The organism is Roseovarius sp. CH_XMU1461 (assembly GCF_037027165.1).
Classification (GTDB): domain Bacteria; phylum Pseudomonadota; class Alphaproteobacteria; order Rhodobacterales; family Rhodobacteraceae; genus Roseovarius; species Roseovarius nubinhibens.
On record NZ_JAYMDV010000001.1, the window covers coordinates 510,133 to 527,778 of the forward strand.

Genomic DNA, 17,646 nt, shown 5'->3' on the forward strand with positions numbered 1-17,646 from the left:
GGATTATATCGTTATGATCAACGCGCGGCAGCTCGAGGTGCTTTGCACCGTCATCGAAGTCGGCACCACGGCGCGGGCGGCCGAGCTCTTGGCGGTGAGCCAGCCGGCGGTGAGCAACATGATCCGCCACACCGAAGACCTGGTGGGATTCGCGCTCTTCGTGCGCAAACACGGGCGGCTTGTGCCGACGCAAGAGGCGCTTCATATCGCGCAGGAGGCGCAGCATCTCTTCCTGCAGCAAAAGCGCATCGCGGCCATTGTCGACGAGCTGCGCGGCGGCACGATCGGGCGGCTGAGCATCGTCGCCACCCCGTCAATCGGCCATGGTCTTCTGCCCCGCGCGCTCAGCCTTTTCATGAAAACGCGGCCAAAACTGCAGCTCTCGATCGAGCTCGGCAGCATTGACGAGATCATCCGCCGTCTGGTCAGCGGGCGTGCCGATCTTGGCCTGTCGATCACCCCGCCGCGTCATTCCGCCGTATCCGTTCATGAAATCGGCGATGGCGAGATGAAATGCATCTGCCCGGCGGATCATGAGATCGCGCTGTTGCAGCGGGTGTCGGTGACCAATCTCAACCAGGTGCGCCATATTTCCTATGGCGCGCGGACGCCGCTCGGGCAGGCCATCGACAGCCTGTTTTCGCAACAGGGGCTGGAGCGGCGGTATTTCTGCGAGGTGCGCCACACCGCCACCGCGCTCGAGATGGTGCGCAACGGGCTGGGGGTGGCGCTGGTCGACAGTTTCGGCCTCATCGGCCAGCCCGCCGAGGGCATCGCGGTGCGCCCGATCACGCCTTCACTGCCGCTCAAGACCCATGGCATCACCTCGAACCTCTTCCCCACCACCAATATCGCGCTGCAGTTTCAGAGCTTTCTTGCCGACTACCTCAAGGAGGCCTCTTCCGCCCCAGCCTGACCCGCACGCGAATAATCCCAGATTATACTGGCGTGCCGTTTTTTTATTTTATTGTTTTCACCCCCCATGGTCCCATGTGGCAACGATCCGGGCGCCCAGCGCCGCCTCGCAACAGATACGGACAGTTTGCTCATCATGACCTCTCCCATTCTTTCCATCACCAATGCGGTGAAACGCTATGGCGCGGTCAATGCGCTGGACGATGTGAGCCTCGATGTGGCGGAGGGCGAGTTTCTGACGCTGTTGGGGCCGTCGGGCTCGGGCAAGACGACGCTGCTGAGCGCGATTGCCGGGTTCATTCAACTCGATAACGGACAGCTGCGCCTGCGCGACGAGGACATCACCAGCGAGCCGCCGGAACGGCGCGGCTTTGGCATGGTGTTTCAGGGCTATGCGCTGTTTCCGACGATGACCGTGCGCGAAAATGTGGCCTTTCCGCTCAAGGTGCGCAAACGCCCCGCCGCCGAGATTGCCGAACGGGTGCAGGACGCGCTCGATCTGGTGCAGATGGGGGCCTTTGCCGACCGCCTGCCGACCCAGCTTTCGGGCGGTCAGCAACAGCGGATCGCGCTGGCCCGCGCCATGTCGTTTCAGCCGCAGGTGTTGCTTCTGGACGAGCCGCTCTCGGCGCTCGACAAGAAGCTGCGCGCCGATCTGCAATGGGAGCTGAAGGCGCTGCATGATCAGCTTGGCGTGACCTTCATCTATGTCACCCATGATCAGGACGAAGCGCTGTCGATGTCGGACCGGATCGTGATCCTCAAGGATGGCGCGATCCAGCAGCAGGGCGCGCCCGACACGCTCTACAACCGGCCGCACAACAGTTTCGTGGCCGATTTCCTCGGCAAATCCAACTTCATCGAGGCCCAGATCGAGGCCCGCGACGGGCAGGTGCTGCGCTGCTCTGCCGCCGGGGCCGGCTTCGAGGTCGAGACCGACACCGATCACGCCACGGGCGCCGCGGTGCGCATCGCGCTGCGGCCCGAACGGCTCCGCCTTGCGGCACCGGGCGAGGAAATCCTGCCCGCCACGGTCAAGCAGGTGAGTTATCTCGGCGAGCGCTGTCAGGTCATCGTGACCCATCCCGGGCTTGGCGAATTGCTGGTCTCGCGCCCGACCTGGAAAACCGACATCACCCCCGCCCCCGGCCTCGCCGTGAGCATCGGCTGGGACCGCGACGCGGGCGTCGTGCTCGCCCCGGATGCGGCCCCGGAGACGGCCGCCTGAGACGCCCTGCCCCCCGCTCGCCGGGCGCATGACATTACCCACAAGGTGACAAGAGATCACCGTCCCGCACTGATCCAACAAGGAGACAAGACATGACAGAGACAACCGATTTCGAAGCCAAGCGCGACATCGCGGAGATCGCGGTCGAACGCTACAAACAAGGCCGCCTGACCCGGCGCGGGTTCATCGCGGCGATGGGCGCGCTCGGCATCCTGCCGGCGCTCGGCTCGCGGGCCACGGCCCAGGCCAAGGAGATCATCGTGGTGAACTGGGGCGGCACGGCCAAGGACGTGCTGCAAGAAGTGCTCTGCGACACCTACACCGCCGAGACCGGCATCCCGGTCACGGTCGACGGCTCTGGCCCCTCGGCGGGCAAGATCCGCGCCATGGTCGACAGCGGCGCGGTGGTCTGGGACCTCTGCGACAGCGGCGCCGGCTCGGCCATCATCCTCGAACAGCAGGGCGTGACCCAGCCCATCGACTATTCCATCGTCGACAAGAACAAGGTGCTCGAAGGCACCGCCTATAACAATGGCGTCGGCAATTACGTCTATTCCTACGTGCTGGCGACCAACCCCAAGATGCTTGGCGGGAATGTTCCTCAGACCTGGGAAGACGTCTGGAACGTCAAGGATTTCCCCGGCATGCGCACCTTCCGCAAATCCGTGCGCGGCATGCTCGAAAGCGCGACACAGGCGCGTGGCGTGCCGCTCGCCGAGGTCTATGACGCGCTCGGCACCGAGGATGGCATCAAGGCCTCGATCGCCAAATTCCGCGAGCTGCGCGAGAATATCATCGTCTGGGGCTCGGGCAGCGACAGCCAGAACCTCTTCCTGCAAGAAGAGGTCGCCATCGGCAATATCTGGTCGACCCGCGCCCATCTGCTCAAGGATCAGATGCCCGAAGGCAGCTTTGACGTGAGCTTTAAGGGCGGTGTCATCGCCCCCGGCATCTGGGTCGTGCCGAAGGACAACCCGGCGGGCAGCGACGAGGTGATGAAATTCATCGCCCATGGCCAGAAACCGGAACTGCAGGTCGAATGGCTCAAGAAGATCGGCTCGGGCCCGATCAACCCGGAGGCCGCCGCCATGGTGCCGCCAGAGCTTGCGCCCTTCAACCCGTCGAGCCCCGAGAACCTCGCGACCCAGATCCTCTACAAGGATGAATGGTACGCCAAGAACCAGGTCTCGGCGGAAGAGCTCTATGTGGATGCGCTGATCAACTAAGACCACTCACGGACATCCCTCTTGGATCGGGGCCGCTCTGGCCCCGGTCCCCTCCCGACCTGCCAGGAGCCGACATGCCCCGCGTCACCGAAAAATTCAGCTATTGGATGCTCGTCCTGCCCGCGCTTGCGATCATGGTGATCTTCTACATCGTGCCGGTTCTGGGCATCTGGAAAATCGCCTTTACCGAGCCGGTGACGGGCTTTGGCAATTTCGAGAAAATGGCCGCGTCGAGCGCCGTGCAGACCAGTTTCATCATCACCTTCCGGGTGGCGGCGGTGACCACTGTGGGCTGTCTTCTGCTCGGCTATATCGTGGCCTATGCGATCAGCAATTACGCCTCGCGGCTGACGCCTTTGATGGTGGCGCTGGTGATCTTGCCGTTCTGGGTCTCGGTGCTGATCCGCTCGTTCAGCTGGATCGTCCTTCTGGGCCGGTCGGGCATCGTCAATGATGCGCTGCGCGATGCCGGGCTGATCGATACGCCGCTCAAGCTCATGCATAATGAGTTTGGCGTGGTGATCGCCATGATCCATGTCATGCTGCCCTTTGCGGTGCTGCCGATGCTGACCAATATGCGCGGCATTTCCGGCGCCTATGTGCAGGCCGCCCGCAGCCTCGGGGCCAGCGAATGGTACGCCTTTCGCAATGTCTATTTCCCGCAGACCATGCCCGGCGTGATGTCCGGCGCGCTGTTGGTCTTTGTGCTGTCGCTGGGCTTCTACGTGACGCCCGCGCTGCTCGGGGGTGGCCGTGTTCTGATGATCTCGGAATATATCACCTACCAGATTCAGGAATTCCTCAACTGGGGGCTCGGCTCGGCGCTGTCTGTGGCGCTCTTGGTCGCCACCGCCCTCGTCCTTCTTGTCGCCGCGCGCTTTGTGAACCTGCGTGCCACATTGCTGGATCGGAAATAATGGCCCGTTCGACCTTTCAGATCTTCTTTCAGACCGGTGCCTGGTTGATCATCGCCTTTCTGGTGCTGCCCATCCTCGTGGTGATCCCGATCTCGCTCACCGATACGAGCTATATCGGCCTGCCCAAGGAGGCGCTGTCGCTGCAGCATTACGCCAATTACTTCTCCGACGGCGATTGGCTCGGCGCGACCTGGACGAGCATCTGGGTCGGGCTGGTGGTGGCGAGCTGCGCCACCGTGCTCGGCACCGCCTTTGCCATCGGCTGCTGGTTCCTGTCGGACCGCGCCGCGATGGTCGCCCGCTGGGTGCTCATCACGCCGATCCTCGTGCCGCCGGTGGTGCAGGCGCTGGGCTTTTACCGCTTCTGGGTGGTGCTCGGACTGATCGACACGCATTTCGGCGTGATCCTCGCCCATACGTTGCTGGCCCTGCCCTATGTGTCGATCTCGGTCTTTGCCTCGCTCACCAATCTCGACCGCAACATCCCGCGCGCCGCGCGCAGCCTCGGGGCCTCGGTGCTGCAGACGGTGCGGGCGGTGATCGTGCCGGCCATCAAACCCGGCATCCTGAGCGGCTTTATCTTTGCCTTCATCGTCAGCTTTGACGAGATCGTCGGCGTGCTCTTCATCACCGTGCGCCGGGTGCAGACCCTGCCCAAGATGATCTGGGAAGGCATTCAGGACAATATCGACCCGACCATCGCGGCGGTGGCCACGCTCTTGGTTCTTCTCACCCTTCTCGCCACCCTGTTCGGAGCCCTGCGCAGATCATGACCCGCCTGCTGCTGAAAAACGCCCGCTATATCACCCATGCCTCGGGCCTGCCCGAAGTCACCGCCGGCCATATCGCCATCGAGGGCAGCCAGATCGTCGCCCTGCCCGAGACGCTCGACGGCACCGAGTTCGACAGTTTCGAGCCGATCGACATGTCGGACAAGCTCGTCTCGCCGGGGCTGATCAATTCCCACACCCATGCTGTGCTCTTGGTGCTGCGCGGCACGGTCGAGGATATCGAGGGGAACCTTGTCTATCAGTATATGGTGCCCGCCTCCTATCTGCTCGAGCCGCGCGAACGGGCGGCGATTGCCCGGCTCGCCTGTGCCGAGGCGATCCGGTCCGGCACCACGACCATGGTCGACCCGCTGCGCCATGTCGCCGATTACGCCCCCGCGATGATCGAGACCGGCCTGCGGCTCTGGCTCGCCGAGAGCTGTGCCGACGCGGTGACCACCGAGGTCGGCCGGGGCCGCTATCGTTTTGACCGCGACTTTGGTCAGACTTTCCTCGACCGGACCGAAGCGCTCATCGAGCGGTTCCACGGCAGCGAAGACGACCGGGTGCGGGTGATGATCGCGGCCCATGGCCCCGACAATTGCAGCCCCTGGATGCTCGGCCAGCTCAAGGCGCTGGCGCGGCAACACGGGCTGCGCCGCACCGTCCATCTGAGCCAGATCATCAGCGAAAAGGAACAGGTCGAGGCGCTGCATGGCTGCACCTCCACCGAATATCTCGATCAGAATGACTTCCTCGGCGACGATCTCATCGCGATCCACTGGACCTTCTGCAACGAGAGCGACGTGGCGCGGCTGGCCGAGACCGGCACCTGGCTTGGCCATTGTCCGGCGTCGATGTCGGCCAAGGGGCCGCATCCGCTGCCGATGCGGGCGATCCTCGATCACGGGGTCAAGATCGTGCTCGGCACCGACAACATGACCGAAGACATGTTCCACGCCATGAAACTGGCCCAGACCCTGCATCGCGGCGCTTATACGCGATCGGTGAGCCCCGGGCCGCAGCAGGTCTTCAACTATGTCACCCGTAACGCGGCAGAGGCGCTCGACCATCCCGGCATCGGCGAGATTGCCGTCGGCAAAAAGGCCGATCTGGCGATGTTCGACCTGATGACCCCGGCCATGGCGCCGCGTGTCTCGGCGCTGTCGAACCTCGTGCATTACGGCCATCCCGGCGTGGTCACCGACACGATGGTCGACGGCCGCTTCCTGATGCGCGACCGGGTGCTCACCACGATCGACGAACGCGCCGCCATCACCGAGGCGCAGGAGGCCACCGACGCCATGTGGCAGCGGTTCGACACCGAGGACCGCCATGTGCCCCTGCCCGCCACCGACCCCGTCTGACCTTCTTTCAGGAGACCGCAAGTGACCTTTTCCATCATCGGACGTTGCACCCGCACCGGCGCCTTTGGCGCGGCCATCACCACATCTGATCTGGCGGTGGGCGGGCGCTGTGTCCGGCTCGTGCATGGCAAGGGCGCGATGCTGTCGCAGCACCGCACCGACAGCCGTCTCGGCGATCTCGGCATCTCGCTTCTGGCGCAGGGCAAATCCGCCAAGGACACGGTGACCGAGGTCTGTGCCTCCTCCAAGGATATCGAATGGCGGCAGATCGGCGCGCTCGACGCCAAGGGCCAGACCGCCGTCTATCACGGGCGGCGGATGTATTCGATCTACACCCATCACACCGGCGAAAACTGTCTCGCGCTGGGCAATATCCTCGACAATGATCAGGTGACCCGCGCCATGGCCGACGCCTTTGCCGCCGATCCCGATCTGCCTTTGGGCGAACGGCTCATGCGGGCGCTGGAGGCCGGGCGCCACGCGGGCGGCGAGATCATCGGCCCGCTGCGCTCGGCCGCGCTCCGGGTCACTGGCGAACATGGGATCGACGCGCAAGACCTGCGCATCGACATCTCGGAGGCCACCGCCGTGGAGGATCTGCGCGTTCTGGTCGATGCCTATGCCGACCGGGCCGACATCCTGCGCCAGGTGGCGCTCGCCCCCGAAGGCCTGCCGGTGATGCGCAGCCTCTTTGATGCGAGCATCGAACGGATCAACGAGCTTGGCCTCGAGGCGCGGTTCCCGACCGCGCGGCATCGCGACAGATGGGTGCTGCGTGACTGACCTGCGCCCTGACGAGAGCGTCTATTGGGACCATGTGACCGCGCCCGAGACGCCCGCCCTGCCGCTGCCTGCCCGCACCGATGTGGCGGTGATCGGCGCGGGCTATACCGGGCTGGCCACCGCGCTGCATCTGGCGCGGGCGGGGCGGCAGGTCACGCTCTTTGAGGCCGGCGGTCTTGGCGCGGGCTGTTCGTCGCGCAACGGCGGCATGGTCGGCCCGAGCTTTCACAAGCTCGGCGTCGCCGGGCTCACCGCCCGCTATGGCGCGGCGAAAACCCTCGACATCATGGGCGAAGGGTTGCGCGCGCTGGAGTATTTCGAAGGGTTCGTCGCCGACGAGGGGCTTGACTGCGATCTGCAGATGCGCGGCCGGTTTCGCGGCGCCCGCACTCGCGCCGATTACGAGGCAACGGGGCGCGAATGCGACTGGCTCGCGCGGCATCTCGGCCTGCCCTACGAGATGATCCCCGAGGCAGAGCAGCACCGCGAAATCGGCAGTGCCGCCTATCGCGGCGGCGTCGTCTATCACCGCGATGGCGGCGTGCACCCGCGCAAACTGCTGCTGGGGCTGGCGCAAAAGGCGCAGGCCGCCGGCGTCGCGATCCACTGCCACTGCCCGGTAACCGGGCTGCGTCCTGAGGGCGACGCGACCACGCTCACCACGCCGCAGGGCAAAACCGTGGCGCGCGAGGTGGTGATGGCCACCAACGCCTATGCCGATGGCGCGACCCGCGCCATGCACCGCCGCGTCGTGCAGATCCGCACCGCCGCCGTGGCCACCGAGCCGCTCGGGGCCGAGGTGATGCGCGCGCTCACCCCCAAGGGGCGGATGCTCGGCGAAAGCGGCCGCATCTTCATGTGGTATCGGCCAAGCCCCGACGGCGAGCGGTTCATCTTTGGCGGTCGCCTCGGCCGGCCCGGCGGCCCCGTCGAGACCCAGCGCCGCGCCTTTGCCACCGCTGTCACCCGCGTCTTTCCCCAGCTCGCGGACGTGGGCTTCAGCCATGTCTGGTCCGGCTCCGTCGCCTATACGCCGGATCACAGCCCGCATCTTGGCCGCTATGACGGCGTCTGGCTCGCCGGGGGCTATTGCGGCTCTGGCGTGACGCGCAGTGTCTATTTCGGCATGAAACTCGCCCGCAAGATCCTCGGCCAGCCCGAGGCCGACACCGCCTTTGACGATCTCGGCTTTCCGACCGTGCCCTACAAACCGCTCTCGGGCCTCGGCGCCCAGCTTCTGACCCGCTGGTACAACCATCTCGACGCCCGCGACCTGCGCCGGGACTAGACCCGTGGGGCCAAGCCGCCCCGTGGCCAAACTCCGATCTTGTCCTCACGCGCGAAGCCGGGTAAACGGCTGACCACCAGCGCCGAGTCGACCCGCCCCGCGGCCCCCGATCCCGGCGCTTCGATGCCAGCGCACACCCTGCGCCACACCATCGAGGCCCCTATAGCTCAGCTGGTAGAGCAACTGATTTGTAATCAGTAGGTCCGCGGTTCGAGTCCGTGTGGGGGCACCATTTATTATAGATAATCTCTGCTGTGCTGCGGCCTGCAAGGGGCTCACCTCAGACCGGTGGCGAACTCGCTATCCTCGCGACCGCCATACATCGCGATCCATTCGATTGGGTATACGTCAAGGCGGCGTGTGCCACGTCCAAGAAGGCCGAGATCCGAACCCACCCCCCCCTCAAGACACCGTCAGCGTCTCGGTGCTCAGGTAGCTGCGGATCGTCGGGTCGATCTTGCGGCTGTTGAAGGGCAGCACGCCGCAAGCGCCGAGCGCCTCGCGCGCGGGCACCTGCGCGCCGAGCTTCTTCCAGATCGACCGCGACGCATAGGGCAGCAGATAGGGGCGCGTCGCCACGCCCATCGTGATGCCTTGCAGATAGTTCACCTTCTGCCGGGGCGACGGCATGAGGATGGTCTCATCGACACTGGCCTCGCTTCTCGCCTCCTGTTCGAGGACATAGATCCGCCCGCCGCGCCGGGTCACCACGCCATCATACCGGGCGCGATGCACGATAGTGCCATCGCGCGATGTGGCCCGCTCGAGCGACCGGACGAGAACATAGCCGTCGCGCTCGTAGATGCAGCTCAGCCCGCGCAGGATGTAGCCTTCCCAGGACGGCGAGGTGATATGCGAATGATACCAGCCGAGATAGCGGCGCATCTCGCTGGAGCCGGTTTGAAACGCCTCGGCAAAGAGATCGAGCGGCCCGGCATGGCGCGCCACGCGGTCGGTCTTGCGGCGGCGCTCGAACTCGTCATGCGGCGCCATGAGCTCGGCCTCGGTGCTGCGGAAATAGCGGGCGATCCGGCGCAGGTTATGGGCCGCCGGCATGCCCGCCCCGCTGAGGTAGCGGTTGAACTGCTGCCGGTTGAGCCCGATGTCCCGGCACACTTGGGCAATGCTGCCGCGATCGGCGCAGAGGCTCCGCAGGTTGCGAGAAAAATCTTCCGTCATGGGGCAAAACCTTCGCAGTCTGACGCGGGTTTACAGCAAAACGCGTACATCCACTAAAACCCGCGAAGTTTCTAGAATCAACCGCGGCTTCGATCCTTGGCCCCAATAAAGAATCGTCAAAACGCTTCCGACAGGAGAATGATATCGTGACCCACCACAGAACAGAGACCGACTGGCTCGTTGCGGAACTGCGCAAGGGGCGTTTGTCGCGGCGGGCCTTCCTCGGCCGCAGCGCGGCGCTTGGCGTGGCGCTGAGCGTCGGTCAGGGCCTCTATAGCCAGGCCATGGCCGCCACCCCCAAACGGGGCGGCCATATGCGGCTGGCGATGGGCCATGGCGCCACCTCCGACACGCTCGACCCGGCCACCTTGCTCAACGGGCTGCAATGGACGGCGGCCTATGGCATCACCAACACCCTGACCGAGCTTGCGCCCAGCGGCGAACTGGTCGGTGGGCTGGCCACCGAATGGAGCACCTCGCCCGATGCCCGCATCTGGACCTTCAAGCTGCGCGAGGGGGTGGTCTTTCACAATGGCAAGACGATGGAGGCCGAAGACGTCATCGCCTCGATCAACTACCACCGCGGCGAGGCGTCGAAATCGGTGGGCAAGCCGCTGCTGGACACGGTCGTCGATATCCGCGCCGACGGGCCACAGGTCGTGGTGATCGAGCTTTCGGCAGGCAATGCCGACTTCCCCTTTAATTTCGGCGATGCGATCTTTGGCATCTACCCGGCCAAGGACAACAGCATCGATTGGCGCGCGGGCGGCACCGGCGGCTATATCCTCAAGACCGAAAAGCCCGGCCAGATCTATGAATTCGAACGCAACCCGAATTACTGGAACGGCGACAACTCGGCCTTTGCCGACACGGTCTCGCTCATGTCGATCACCGATCCGGCGGCGCGGACCAATGCGCTGATCACCGGCGAGGTCGATTGCATCGACAAGATCGAACCCAAGACCGTGTCGCTGCTTGCCCGTCGCCCGGATATGATCGTCGAAGAGGGCGTTGGCCCGCTGCATTACACCTTCCCGATGCTCACCCGGACCGCGCCCTATGACAATCCCGATCTGCGGCTGGCGCTCAAATATGCGCTCAACCGCGAAGAGCTGGTGGAAAAGGTGCTGTTCGGCCATGGGGTGGTGGGCAATGACCACCCGATCGGGCCCTCCTACCGCTATCACGCCAGCGATATCGAACAGCTCAGCTATGATCCCGACAAGGCCAAGTTCCACATGGAGAAATCCGGGCTGGGCAATGCGGCGCTCAACCTGAGCGCGGCCGACGCGGCCTTTGCCGGGGCGCTCGATGCGGCGGTGCTCTATCAGGCCTCGGCCAAGGCGGCAGGCATCAACATCAATGTCGCGCGCGAGGCCAATGACGGCTATTGGGCCGATGTCTGGCAGAAAAAGCCTTGGGTCGCGAGCTATTGGGGCGGCTACGCCACCGAAGACACGATGTTCGCCACCGGCTTCGCCGCCGAGGCCGCCTGGAATGACACGCAATGGGATGACCCACCGTTCAACGAGCTGATGGTCACCGCCCGGGCCGAGCTCGACGAAGGGCTGCGGGCCGAGATGTACCGCGACATGCAGGTGATCCTGCGCGACCGAGGCGGCTCGATCACCCCGATGTTCGCCAATGACATCCACGCCCGCACCGCAAATATCGCCCATGGCGATCTCTCCTGGGTGCGCGGCTTTGACGGGCGGCGCATTCTCGACCGCTGGTGGATGGTCTGACGCCAAAGCTCCTGTCCCCGCCCCTGTCCCTTTCTCGGACCGGGGCGGGGGCACCGCATTTCCAACCAGAGCTGACCGGATGCCATGACATATAAATTCTATTTCAACGGTCCCATCCTGACGATGGAGACCGACAGCCCCGAGGTGGGCGCCGTTCTGACCAAGGACGACCGCATTGCCGCAACCGGATCAGAAGCCGCGCTGCGCGCCGAGCTGCCCGAGGGCACCGAGATGATCGACCTCGCCGGGCGCACGATGATCCCTGCCTTTCTCGACCCGCACGGGCATTTCCCCGACCCCGGTTTTGTCGCGCTCTTCCGCGTCGATCTCGCCGCCCCGCCGCGCGGCGATTGCCGCGACATCGCCACCGCCCTCGACCGGCTCCGCGCCAAGGCGGCCGAGACGCCCGAGGGGCAATGGATCATGGCGGTGAATTTCGACCACACCGCCCTCGCCGAGGGCCGGATGCCGACCCGGGACGAGCTTGACGGCGTCTCGACGCGCCACCCGGTCTGGGTCCTGCACACCTCCGGCCACAATGGCGTCGCCAATTCCCGCGCGCTGGCCGAACATGGCGTCACCCGCGACACGCCCGACCCGACCGGCGGCCGCTATGGCCGCGACGCCGAGACCGGGCGGCTGACCGGGCTGATCGAAGGGCTCTCGGCCATGGGGCGCATGGGCGACACCGATTTCCTCATCGACCGCGACCGGTTCTGGCAAGGCTTCGACGCCTGCCGCGATGAATATCTGAGCCATGGCGTCACCTATGCCCAGAACGCCTGCGCGACGCGCGACATGATCGACCATTTCGCCAGCCTGCCCAACGGGCGCGATCCCGGCATCGACATCCTGCTGCTGCCCATCAGCGCCGAGGAACCGGCGCTGAGCCAAGGCCCGGACGCGCTCGACTGGCCCGACACGCCCTATTTCACCCTCGGCCCGCGCAAGCTCTTTACCGATGGCGCGTTTCAGCTCCAGACCGCCTATCTGAGCCTGCCCTACCATCGCCCGGCCCACCCCGAGGCCCCCAGCGGCATGAGCTATATCACCCGCGAGCACCTCTTCTCAGAGGTCGAGAAACTGCACCGAATGGGGTTTCAGATCCATTGCCACTGCAATGGCGATGCCGCCTCCGACATGTTCCTCGATGCGGTCGCCGCAGCCCAGGACGCCCTGCCCCGCGACGACCACCGCCACACGATCATCCATGGTCAGGTGATGCGCGACGACCAATTCGCACGCTGTGCGGCGCTTGGCGTCACCATCAGCTTCTTCTCCGCCCATATCCATTTCTGGGGCGACCGGCATCTCGACACGTTCCTCGGCCCCGACCGGGCACAGCGCATCTCGCCCGCCGCCTCCGCCGCCCGGCACGGGCTGCGCTACACGATCCACAATGACGCCGCCGTGACCCCGACGCGGCCGCTGCATCTCGCCCATTGCGCGGTGAACCGGCGCACCGCCTCCGGGCAGCTTCTGGGTGAGACGGAAAAGATCAGCGCCTATGAGGCCCTGCGCGCCCAGACCATCGACGCCGCCTGGCAGGTCTTCGAGGAGGACAACCGCGGCTCGATCCGGGTCGGCAAACTGGCCGATTTCGCCGTGCTCGACCGCAACCCTCTCGACCATCCCGAGGCGCTCGACCAGATGCGGGTCTGTCGCACCGTGCGCCGCGGCGACACGGTGTTTATCCGCGACTGAGCCCCTGATCCACCCCCCGCCGGTGAAATCCACCGATGCAATCTGGCCGGGCATTTGCTAGGTGAGAAGGAACGCGCCGGTGTAAGGCGCGGATTGGGGGCCGTGCCACCGGCGCGGCAAGAGGGGAGCAACGGCGCGTGACATCGCGGAACGGGGGCCACGGCCAGAGAACGATCATCGACCGCGTGCTGCGCGGCTCGGGCTTTATCGCCATGGGCATCCTTGGCGCCCAGGGCCTGCGGCTCGCCGGCAACCTGATCCTGACCCGGCTGCTCTTTCCCGAGGCTTTCGGCCTGATGGCGCTGGTCAGCGTCTTCATTGTCGGGATGAAGATGTTCTCCGACATCGGCCTGCGCCCGTGGATCCAAAAGGACGACAAGGGCGACGATCCCATCTATCTCGACACCGCCTGGACGCTTCAGGTCGGGCGCGGCGTGATGCTTTGGGTCTTTGCCTGCGTCATGGCCCTGCCGGTCGCGGGCTTTTTCAACGAACCGCTCTTGGCGCAGATCCTGCCCATCGCCGGGCTCGAACTGGTGGTCGCCGGGCTGATGCCGACCCGCGTCGCCACCGCCCACCGGCACCTGCGGGTGAAACAGCTCACCGCGCTGCAAGTGGCGAGCCAGGCCATAGGGCTCAGCCTGATGATCCTCCTCGCCTGGCAGATGCAGAGCGTCTGGGCGCTGGTCTATGGCAGCCTCGCCAACACGCTCGTCCTTCTCGCCGCGATGCATTTCGGCCTGCCCGGCCATCGCAACCGGCTCCGCCTCAACCGGGCGGCGGCGGCGAAAATCGTCTCCTTCGGCAAATGGATCTTCCTGAGCACGATCTGCGGCTTTGTCGTGGCCCAGGGCGACAAGATCGTGCTGGGCAAGTTTCTCAGCGCCGAGGCGCTCGGCCTCTACACCATCGGCTTTTTCCTCGCGAGCTTTCCGGTGATGCTCATCGAAAAGGTGACGCGCAAGGTGCTCATCCCGCTCTACCGCGAACAGCCCCCCGGTGCGTCACGCGAAAACTTTGCCCGCATCCGCAAGCTGCGCTTTGGCGTGACCGGCGGCATGTTCCTCCTGCTCACCGGGCTGGCCCTCCTTGGCCCGGTGATCACCGACATCCTCTACGATCCGCGCTATGCGGTCTCGGGGGTGATCCTCGTGCTGGTGGCCTGTGCCCAGATGCCGCTCGCCATCGGGCTCACCTATGATCAGGTGGCGCTGGCGCAGGGCAACTCGCGGCAATTCTTCGTGGTGGTGGCGATCAAGGCGGTGCTGATGCTGGCGCTGAGCCTGGCGGGCATCGCCACGTTCGGCATCGCCGGCGCCATTGCCGGACAGGGGGCGGCGCATCTGCTGACCCTGCCCGCGATCATCTGGCTCGCCCGGGCGCATGGCGCTTGGGACCGGCTGCATGATCTGGTGTTCCTGCTGGCGATGCTCGGTCTGGGCGGCACCGCGCTCTGGCTACATCAGGACGGGATTGCCGAGTTGATCCGCCTCGGCGCCACCGGCTGAGCCTCTTCGCGATAGCGCGCCTCGATCTCTGAAAGCGCCGCGGCAACCGCCGCCTCGCTGCCACCATCGGGCAGCGCGGCGAGCCAGCGGCGATGCACCCCGATCACCCGCAGCGGAAACAGCCCCGAAGCCCCGGCGGCCTTGGCCGAGGCCAGCCGATGCGTGCCATGCGCCGTCTTGATCAGCGTGCCATCGCGCCCGATCATCGCCTCCGGCAAATCCGCCCCCGGCCGTTGACGATAGCCCTCGCGCGCCATGGTCTCGAGCAGATCAACGAGATAGCCCTCAAATAGCGCGTCGAGCTGCGCCACATCCCGCGCCGCTTCGGTCTTGTGGGTGAACACCCCGCCCGCGCCGATCACCTCGAGCCCCTGCTGATACCAGCGCGAGCGCCGATACTCCGGCAGGCTCTGATAGAGATCCGCGACGAGCCGGTATTCCTCGCGCTGCTCAAAGGGCCGCGCCCGCAGATCCCAAGTGCCGCGATAGACCCCGCGCCGCCCCAAGAGATATTTGAGCCGCAGCACCCCATGCCGATAGACCGGCTGCGGCAGGTTCTGCGCCGACCACACGACCCAGGGCAAATGCGGCTCGAGCGTGTGCAGCTCTACCCGATGCGGGTTCACCTCGAGAACCACGGGACGGAACAGCGGACGCGTCCCGCGCCCTCCCGGGGCGGGATCGGACAGGCCGGAGCCAGATTTCAAGGCAGATCGCTCAGACATACGGCTCTTTACTGCGAAAATTGCCGGGCAAACACTGTGGTTTCTTCCGCCATGGCGCGAAACATCTCTTCCGGGAAATGTTCGAGATCGCTTTGCATCTCGCCCAAGGCGCAGAGCACATAAGAGGTCACATCGGCCCGCTCGCCATGCAACACGCGCAGCTGCCGCGCGATATGCTCGTCGACGAGCTTGGAGGGCGCGTTGCTGCTGATCGCAAAGCGGCAGAGATCAAAGAACGGATAGCCCGCCGATCGCGCCCCGGCCCAGTCGATGACCCCGAAAGGCATCGCTGCGGAGGGCCCCGACATCATCACATTGCCCATCCACAAATCGGAATGCTGCGCACAATTGACCGGCGCCCAGCGCCCCGTCGCCAAACGCTCGCCCGCCACATCCGCCGCCCGGCGCAAAAGGTCCGAATGGGCGGCATCTTCGCTCAGCCGCGCCAGATTGGCGGCAATACGGCTCTGTTCCTGCGCGCCCGCCGGGACCTTGGTCTCGACCAGCATCCCCGACAGCCAGTCCATCACCTTGACGCGCAACCCCCGCTTGGTGAGATAGCGCGACAACCGGCCTTGCGGCAGCTGGCCAAGCATCGGCCAGATCGCGAAAGACCGGCCTTCGAACTCGCCCGTCTCCAGCGGCTCGACAATCGGTTCGGCATAGCGATCCGAGAGCTTGCGCCGGATCTTGGTGAGCTTACGCACCCCGCGCGCCACCAGATCGGGATTGCCATCGCCGGACACCGTAACGAACACCGACGTCCCCTCGGGCGTGGCCACCGCCAGTTTCGACGTCGCATCCGCCGCCTCTTCGGGGGCCGCGACCACATCCGACAACACCGCCCCCACCGCGCCAACCGGGTCGGAAAACGCGGGCGCGCGTTGCAGCCGACAGGTCAGATCGGCAAGGGATACAGGGTCGATCATGAGCGCGAAGCTCCTAAGCCAAAATAATTTTCACTGGCAGACGCGGCCATACTCAAATCAAACAGGTGCTCTTGCGGTGTGGCGGCCCAGAGGCCAGGCCGCGCAGAGTGTCACGGCCCTGTCATGAAGGCTGTGTATACACCTTGCGGAGGCGATACAGCGCTCGGATCACAGGGCCCGCCCCAAAACGCGACGGAACAACACGCACTCAAACAGGTAGATTTCGCCCGAACTGCCTGAAAAAGCGTGCAAATCCTGACGACCCTCGCAACCGGAGGTGTCTCAGGGTACTAGACTGCCGCGCTATTTTCAATTGTATCGGTTCTGTGACACTGCGTTCCGGCGCATTTTTCCCGGAAATATCAAGGTGATCCCAGCCCCGGCTTAGGGCGTGATCATCGTCACGCCGGGGATATGGCCGATGGCTTCGCAATCCTCGTCATAGATCACCGACAGATCCTCGATCATGCTGTCGGTCCAGCCCGGCAGATCGAGCTCTTCGTCAAGCGCCTCTTCCTTCGCGAACTTGTCGAGAAAGGCCACGATGACCCGGCGCCGCTGCACCTCGCTCATGTCGGGGTGCTGATCGACATAGGCGAGGAACCGCTTCATCCCGGCGCCGCTCATGATCTCATGCAGCAGGTAGAACTCGCCATCGAGCCGCAAGGTCGCGTCGACCCCGGCCATCTCGCGCAGCACCTCGCCCCAGATGAGCGGCGTATCCTCGTTGCACCAGACCGTCACCGGCAGATCCGGCACCTCGCGGCTGATCCGCGAGAGCATGTCGGACCACAGGATATCCCGGGGCTCGCCACCGCCGATATATTCCGACACGCTATGCGCCCGCGCCTCATGCGCCAGCGCCGGCAACAGCCCACCGGGATCGCGCAACGCGAGGAAAAGCTCGACATCGTCGAAATGGAAAATCTCTTGAAACAGCCGCAGCCGCGCCACCGCCGCCGGGTAGAACAGCCCCGAATTCACCGCCATGCGCGGGGTGCCGAAAAACCCGTGATTGCTGAGGATAAGCCGCTCTGTCCCCTCCGGCACCCGCATCTTTTCGAGCACCCGCGCCCGCGTGTCCGCCGGCAGCCCGGACTGCAGCCCCTCATTGAGAAGATCGCGCAGCAATTTGCGATAGCTGTTGGGATGCGGCACGGCTGTTCCCAGCTCCGACAGGATCGGCTCATTGCCCATCAGGCATTTCACCAGCTTGTCGTCGTCCGTCTTATGCGCACCGGCGTGAATGATGACCTGCATATGTCTCCTACCTTGGCCGTTCTGGCCTTGGCCCGTCTGGCCTGCCTCGCGCGATCCCTGTGGCCCGCCCGAAGCGGGCGCGTGGCACCGTCTGCTGTGATG

15 protein-coding genes and 1 tRNA gene are annotated in these 17,646 nt (G+C 65.1%); 12 read left to right on the forward strand and 4 right to left on the reverse strand.

Annotation, left to right across the window (positions count from 1 at the left end):
* The first annotated feature begins 13 nt into the window (after positions 1-13).
* From WA237_RS02445 to WA237_RS02485, 9 genes are all read left to right on the forward strand, one after another.
* Positions 14-916, forward strand: a complete 903-nt coding sequence (locus WA237_RS02445) for a LysR substrate-binding domain-containing protein (protein WP_009812912.1) — start codon at positions 14-16, stop codon at positions 914-916.
* Between the two features lie 135 nt (positions 917-1,051).
* The gene (locus WA237_RS02450; RefSeq protein WP_336096550.1) at positions 1,052-2,143 is read left to right on the forward strand and encodes an ABC transporter ATP-binding protein; all 1,092 of its coding nucleotides are present in this window, start codon (positions 1,052-1,054) and stop codon (positions 2,141-2,143) included.
* Positions 2,144-2,235: 92 nt separating this feature from the next.
* The gene (locus tag WA237_RS02455) at positions 2,236-3,369 is read left to right on the forward strand and encodes an extracellular solute-binding protein (protein ID WP_336096551.1); all 1,134 of its coding nucleotides are present in this window, start codon (positions 2,236-2,238) and stop codon (positions 3,367-3,369) included.
* Between the two features lie 74 nt (positions 3,370-3,443).
* Positions 3,444-4,286, forward strand: a complete 843-nt coding sequence (locus tag WA237_RS02460; RefSeq protein WP_336096552.1) for an ABC transporter permease — start codon at positions 3,444-3,446, stop codon at positions 4,284-4,286.
* Entirely contained in the window at positions 4,286-5,059 is a 774-nt protein-coding gene (locus tag WA237_RS02465) for an ABC transporter permease (RefSeq protein ID WP_009812916.1), read from the forward strand. Before WA237_RS02460 ends, WA237_RS02465 begins: the two co-directional genes overlap by 1 nt.
* Positions 5,056-6,423 carry an amidohydrolase family protein gene (locus WA237_RS02470; RefSeq protein ID WP_336096553.1) on the forward strand — a complete coding sequence of 456 codons (1,368 nt, stop codon included), beginning with the start codon at positions 5,056-5,058 and terminating at the stop codon, positions 6,421-6,423. Before WA237_RS02465 ends, WA237_RS02470 begins: the two co-directional genes overlap by 4 nt.
* 21 nt (positions 6,424-6,444) lie before the next feature.
* Complete coding sequence (locus WA237_RS02475) at positions 6,445-7,206, forward strand: DUF1028 domain-containing protein (RefSeq protein ID WP_336096554.1); 762 nt, start codon at positions 6,445-6,447, stop codon at positions 7,204-7,206.
* Complete coding sequence (locus tag WA237_RS02480; protein WP_336096555.1) at positions 7,199-8,494, forward strand: NAD(P)/FAD-dependent oxidoreductase; 1,296 nt, start codon at positions 7,199-7,201, stop codon at positions 8,492-8,494. The genes WA237_RS02475 and WA237_RS02480 overlap by 8 nt, the downstream gene beginning before the upstream one ends.
* 156 nt (positions 8,495-8,650) lie before the next feature.
* Positions 8,651-8,726, forward strand: a tRNA-Thr gene (locus WA237_RS02485).
* A 170-nt stretch (positions 8,727-8,896) separates the two neighbouring features.
* Here the strand turns inward: WA237_RS02485 and WA237_RS02490 are convergent.
* Complete coding sequence (locus WA237_RS02490) at positions 8,897-9,673, reverse strand: helix-turn-helix domain-containing protein (RefSeq protein ID WP_336096556.1); 777 nt, start codon at positions 9,671-9,673, stop codon at positions 8,897-8,899.
* Positions 9,674-9,819: 146 nt separating this feature from the next.
* Between WA237_RS02490 and WA237_RS02495 the strand changes: the two genes are divergently transcribed.
* The 3 genes from WA237_RS02495 to WA237_RS02505 all read left to right on the forward strand — a co-directional run bounded on the left by WA237_RS02495 (position 9,820) and on the right by WA237_RS02505 (position 14,630).
* A complete protein-coding gene (locus WA237_RS02495; protein WP_336096557.1) occupies positions 9,820-11,418 on the forward strand; it encodes an ABC transporter substrate-binding protein in 1,599 nt (532 codons plus the stop codon).
* Positions 11,419-11,502: 84 nt separating this feature from the next.
* Positions 11,503-13,122, forward strand: a complete 1,620-nt coding sequence (locus WA237_RS02500; RefSeq protein WP_336096558.1) for an amidohydrolase — start codon at positions 11,503-11,505, stop codon at positions 13,120-13,122.
* 137 nt (positions 13,123-13,259) lie between these two features.
* Positions 13,260-14,630, forward strand: a complete 1,371-nt coding sequence (locus WA237_RS02505) for an oligosaccharide flippase family protein (RefSeq protein ID WP_336096559.1) — start codon at positions 13,260-13,262, stop codon at positions 14,628-14,630.
* Here the strand turns inward: WA237_RS02505 and WA237_RS02510 are convergent.
* From WA237_RS02510 to WA237_RS02520, 3 genes are all read right to left on the reverse strand, one after another.
* Positions 14,585-15,355: a hypothetical protein gene (locus WA237_RS02510; protein ID WP_336096560.1), complete on the reverse strand. Its 771-nt coding sequence runs from the start codon at positions 15,353-15,355 to the stop codon at positions 14,585-14,587. The two genes, WA237_RS02505 and WA237_RS02510, sit on opposite strands and share 46 nt — an antisense overlap.
* Before the next feature lie 8 nt (positions 15,356-15,363).
* The gene (locus WA237_RS02515; RefSeq protein WP_336096561.1) at positions 15,364-16,284 is read right to left on the reverse strand and encodes a phosphotransferase; all 921 of its coding nucleotides are present in this window, start codon (positions 16,282-16,284) and stop codon (positions 15,364-15,366) included.
* Between the two features lie 384 nt (positions 16,285-16,668).
* Positions 16,669-17,544 (reverse strand): hypothetical protein, encoded by an 876-nt coding sequence (locus WA237_RS02520; RefSeq protein ID WP_336096562.1) that lies wholly within the window; start codon positions 17,542-17,544, stop codon positions 16,669-16,671.
* Positions 17,545-17,646 lie beyond the last annotated feature (102 nt).

Excerpts from the sequence above, each read along its gene's own strand:
- WA237_RS02445 (WP_009812912.1), top strand. The coding sequence starts at position 14 with ATGATCAACGCGCGGCAGCTCGAGGTGCTTTGCACCGTCATCGAAGTC.
- WA237_RS02450 (WP_336096550.1), top strand. The coding sequence starts at position 1,052 with ATGACCTCTCCCATTCTTTCCATCACCAATGCGGTGAAACGCTATGGC.
- WA237_RS02455 (WP_336096551.1), top strand. The coding sequence starts at position 2,236 with ATGACAGAGACAACCGATTTCGAAGCCAAGCGCGACATCGCGGAGATC.
- WA237_RS02460 (WP_336096552.1), top strand. The coding sequence starts at position 3,444 with ATGCCCCGCGTCACCGAAAAATTCAGCTATTGGATGCTCGTCCTGCCC.
- WA237_RS02465 (WP_009812916.1), top strand. The coding sequence starts at position 4,286 with ATGGCCCGTTCGACCTTTCAGATCTTCTTTCAGACCGGTGCCTGGTTG.
- WA237_RS02470 (WP_336096553.1), top strand. The coding sequence starts at position 5,056 with ATGACCCGCCTGCTGCTGAAAAACGCCCGCTATATCACCCATGCCTCG.
- WA237_RS02490 (WP_336096556.1), bottom strand. The coding sequence starts at position 9,673 with ATGACGGAAGATTTTTCTCGCAACCTGCGGAGCCTCTGCGCCGATCGC.
- WA237_RS02500 (WP_336096558.1), top strand. The coding sequence starts at position 11,503 with ATGACATATAAATTCTATTTCAACGGTCCCATCCTGACGATGGAGACC.
- WA237_RS02510 (WP_336096560.1), bottom strand. The coding sequence starts at position 15,355 with ATGTCTGAGCGATCTGCCTTGAAATCTGGCTCCGGCCTGTCCGATCCC.
- WA237_RS02515 (WP_336096561.1), bottom strand. The coding sequence starts at position 16,284 with ATGATCGACCCTGTATCCCTTGCCGATCTGACCTGTCGGCTGCAACGC.
- WA237_RS02520 (WP_336096562.1), bottom strand. The coding sequence starts at position 17,544 with ATGCAGGTCATCATTCACGCCGGTGCGCATAAGACGGACGACGACAAG.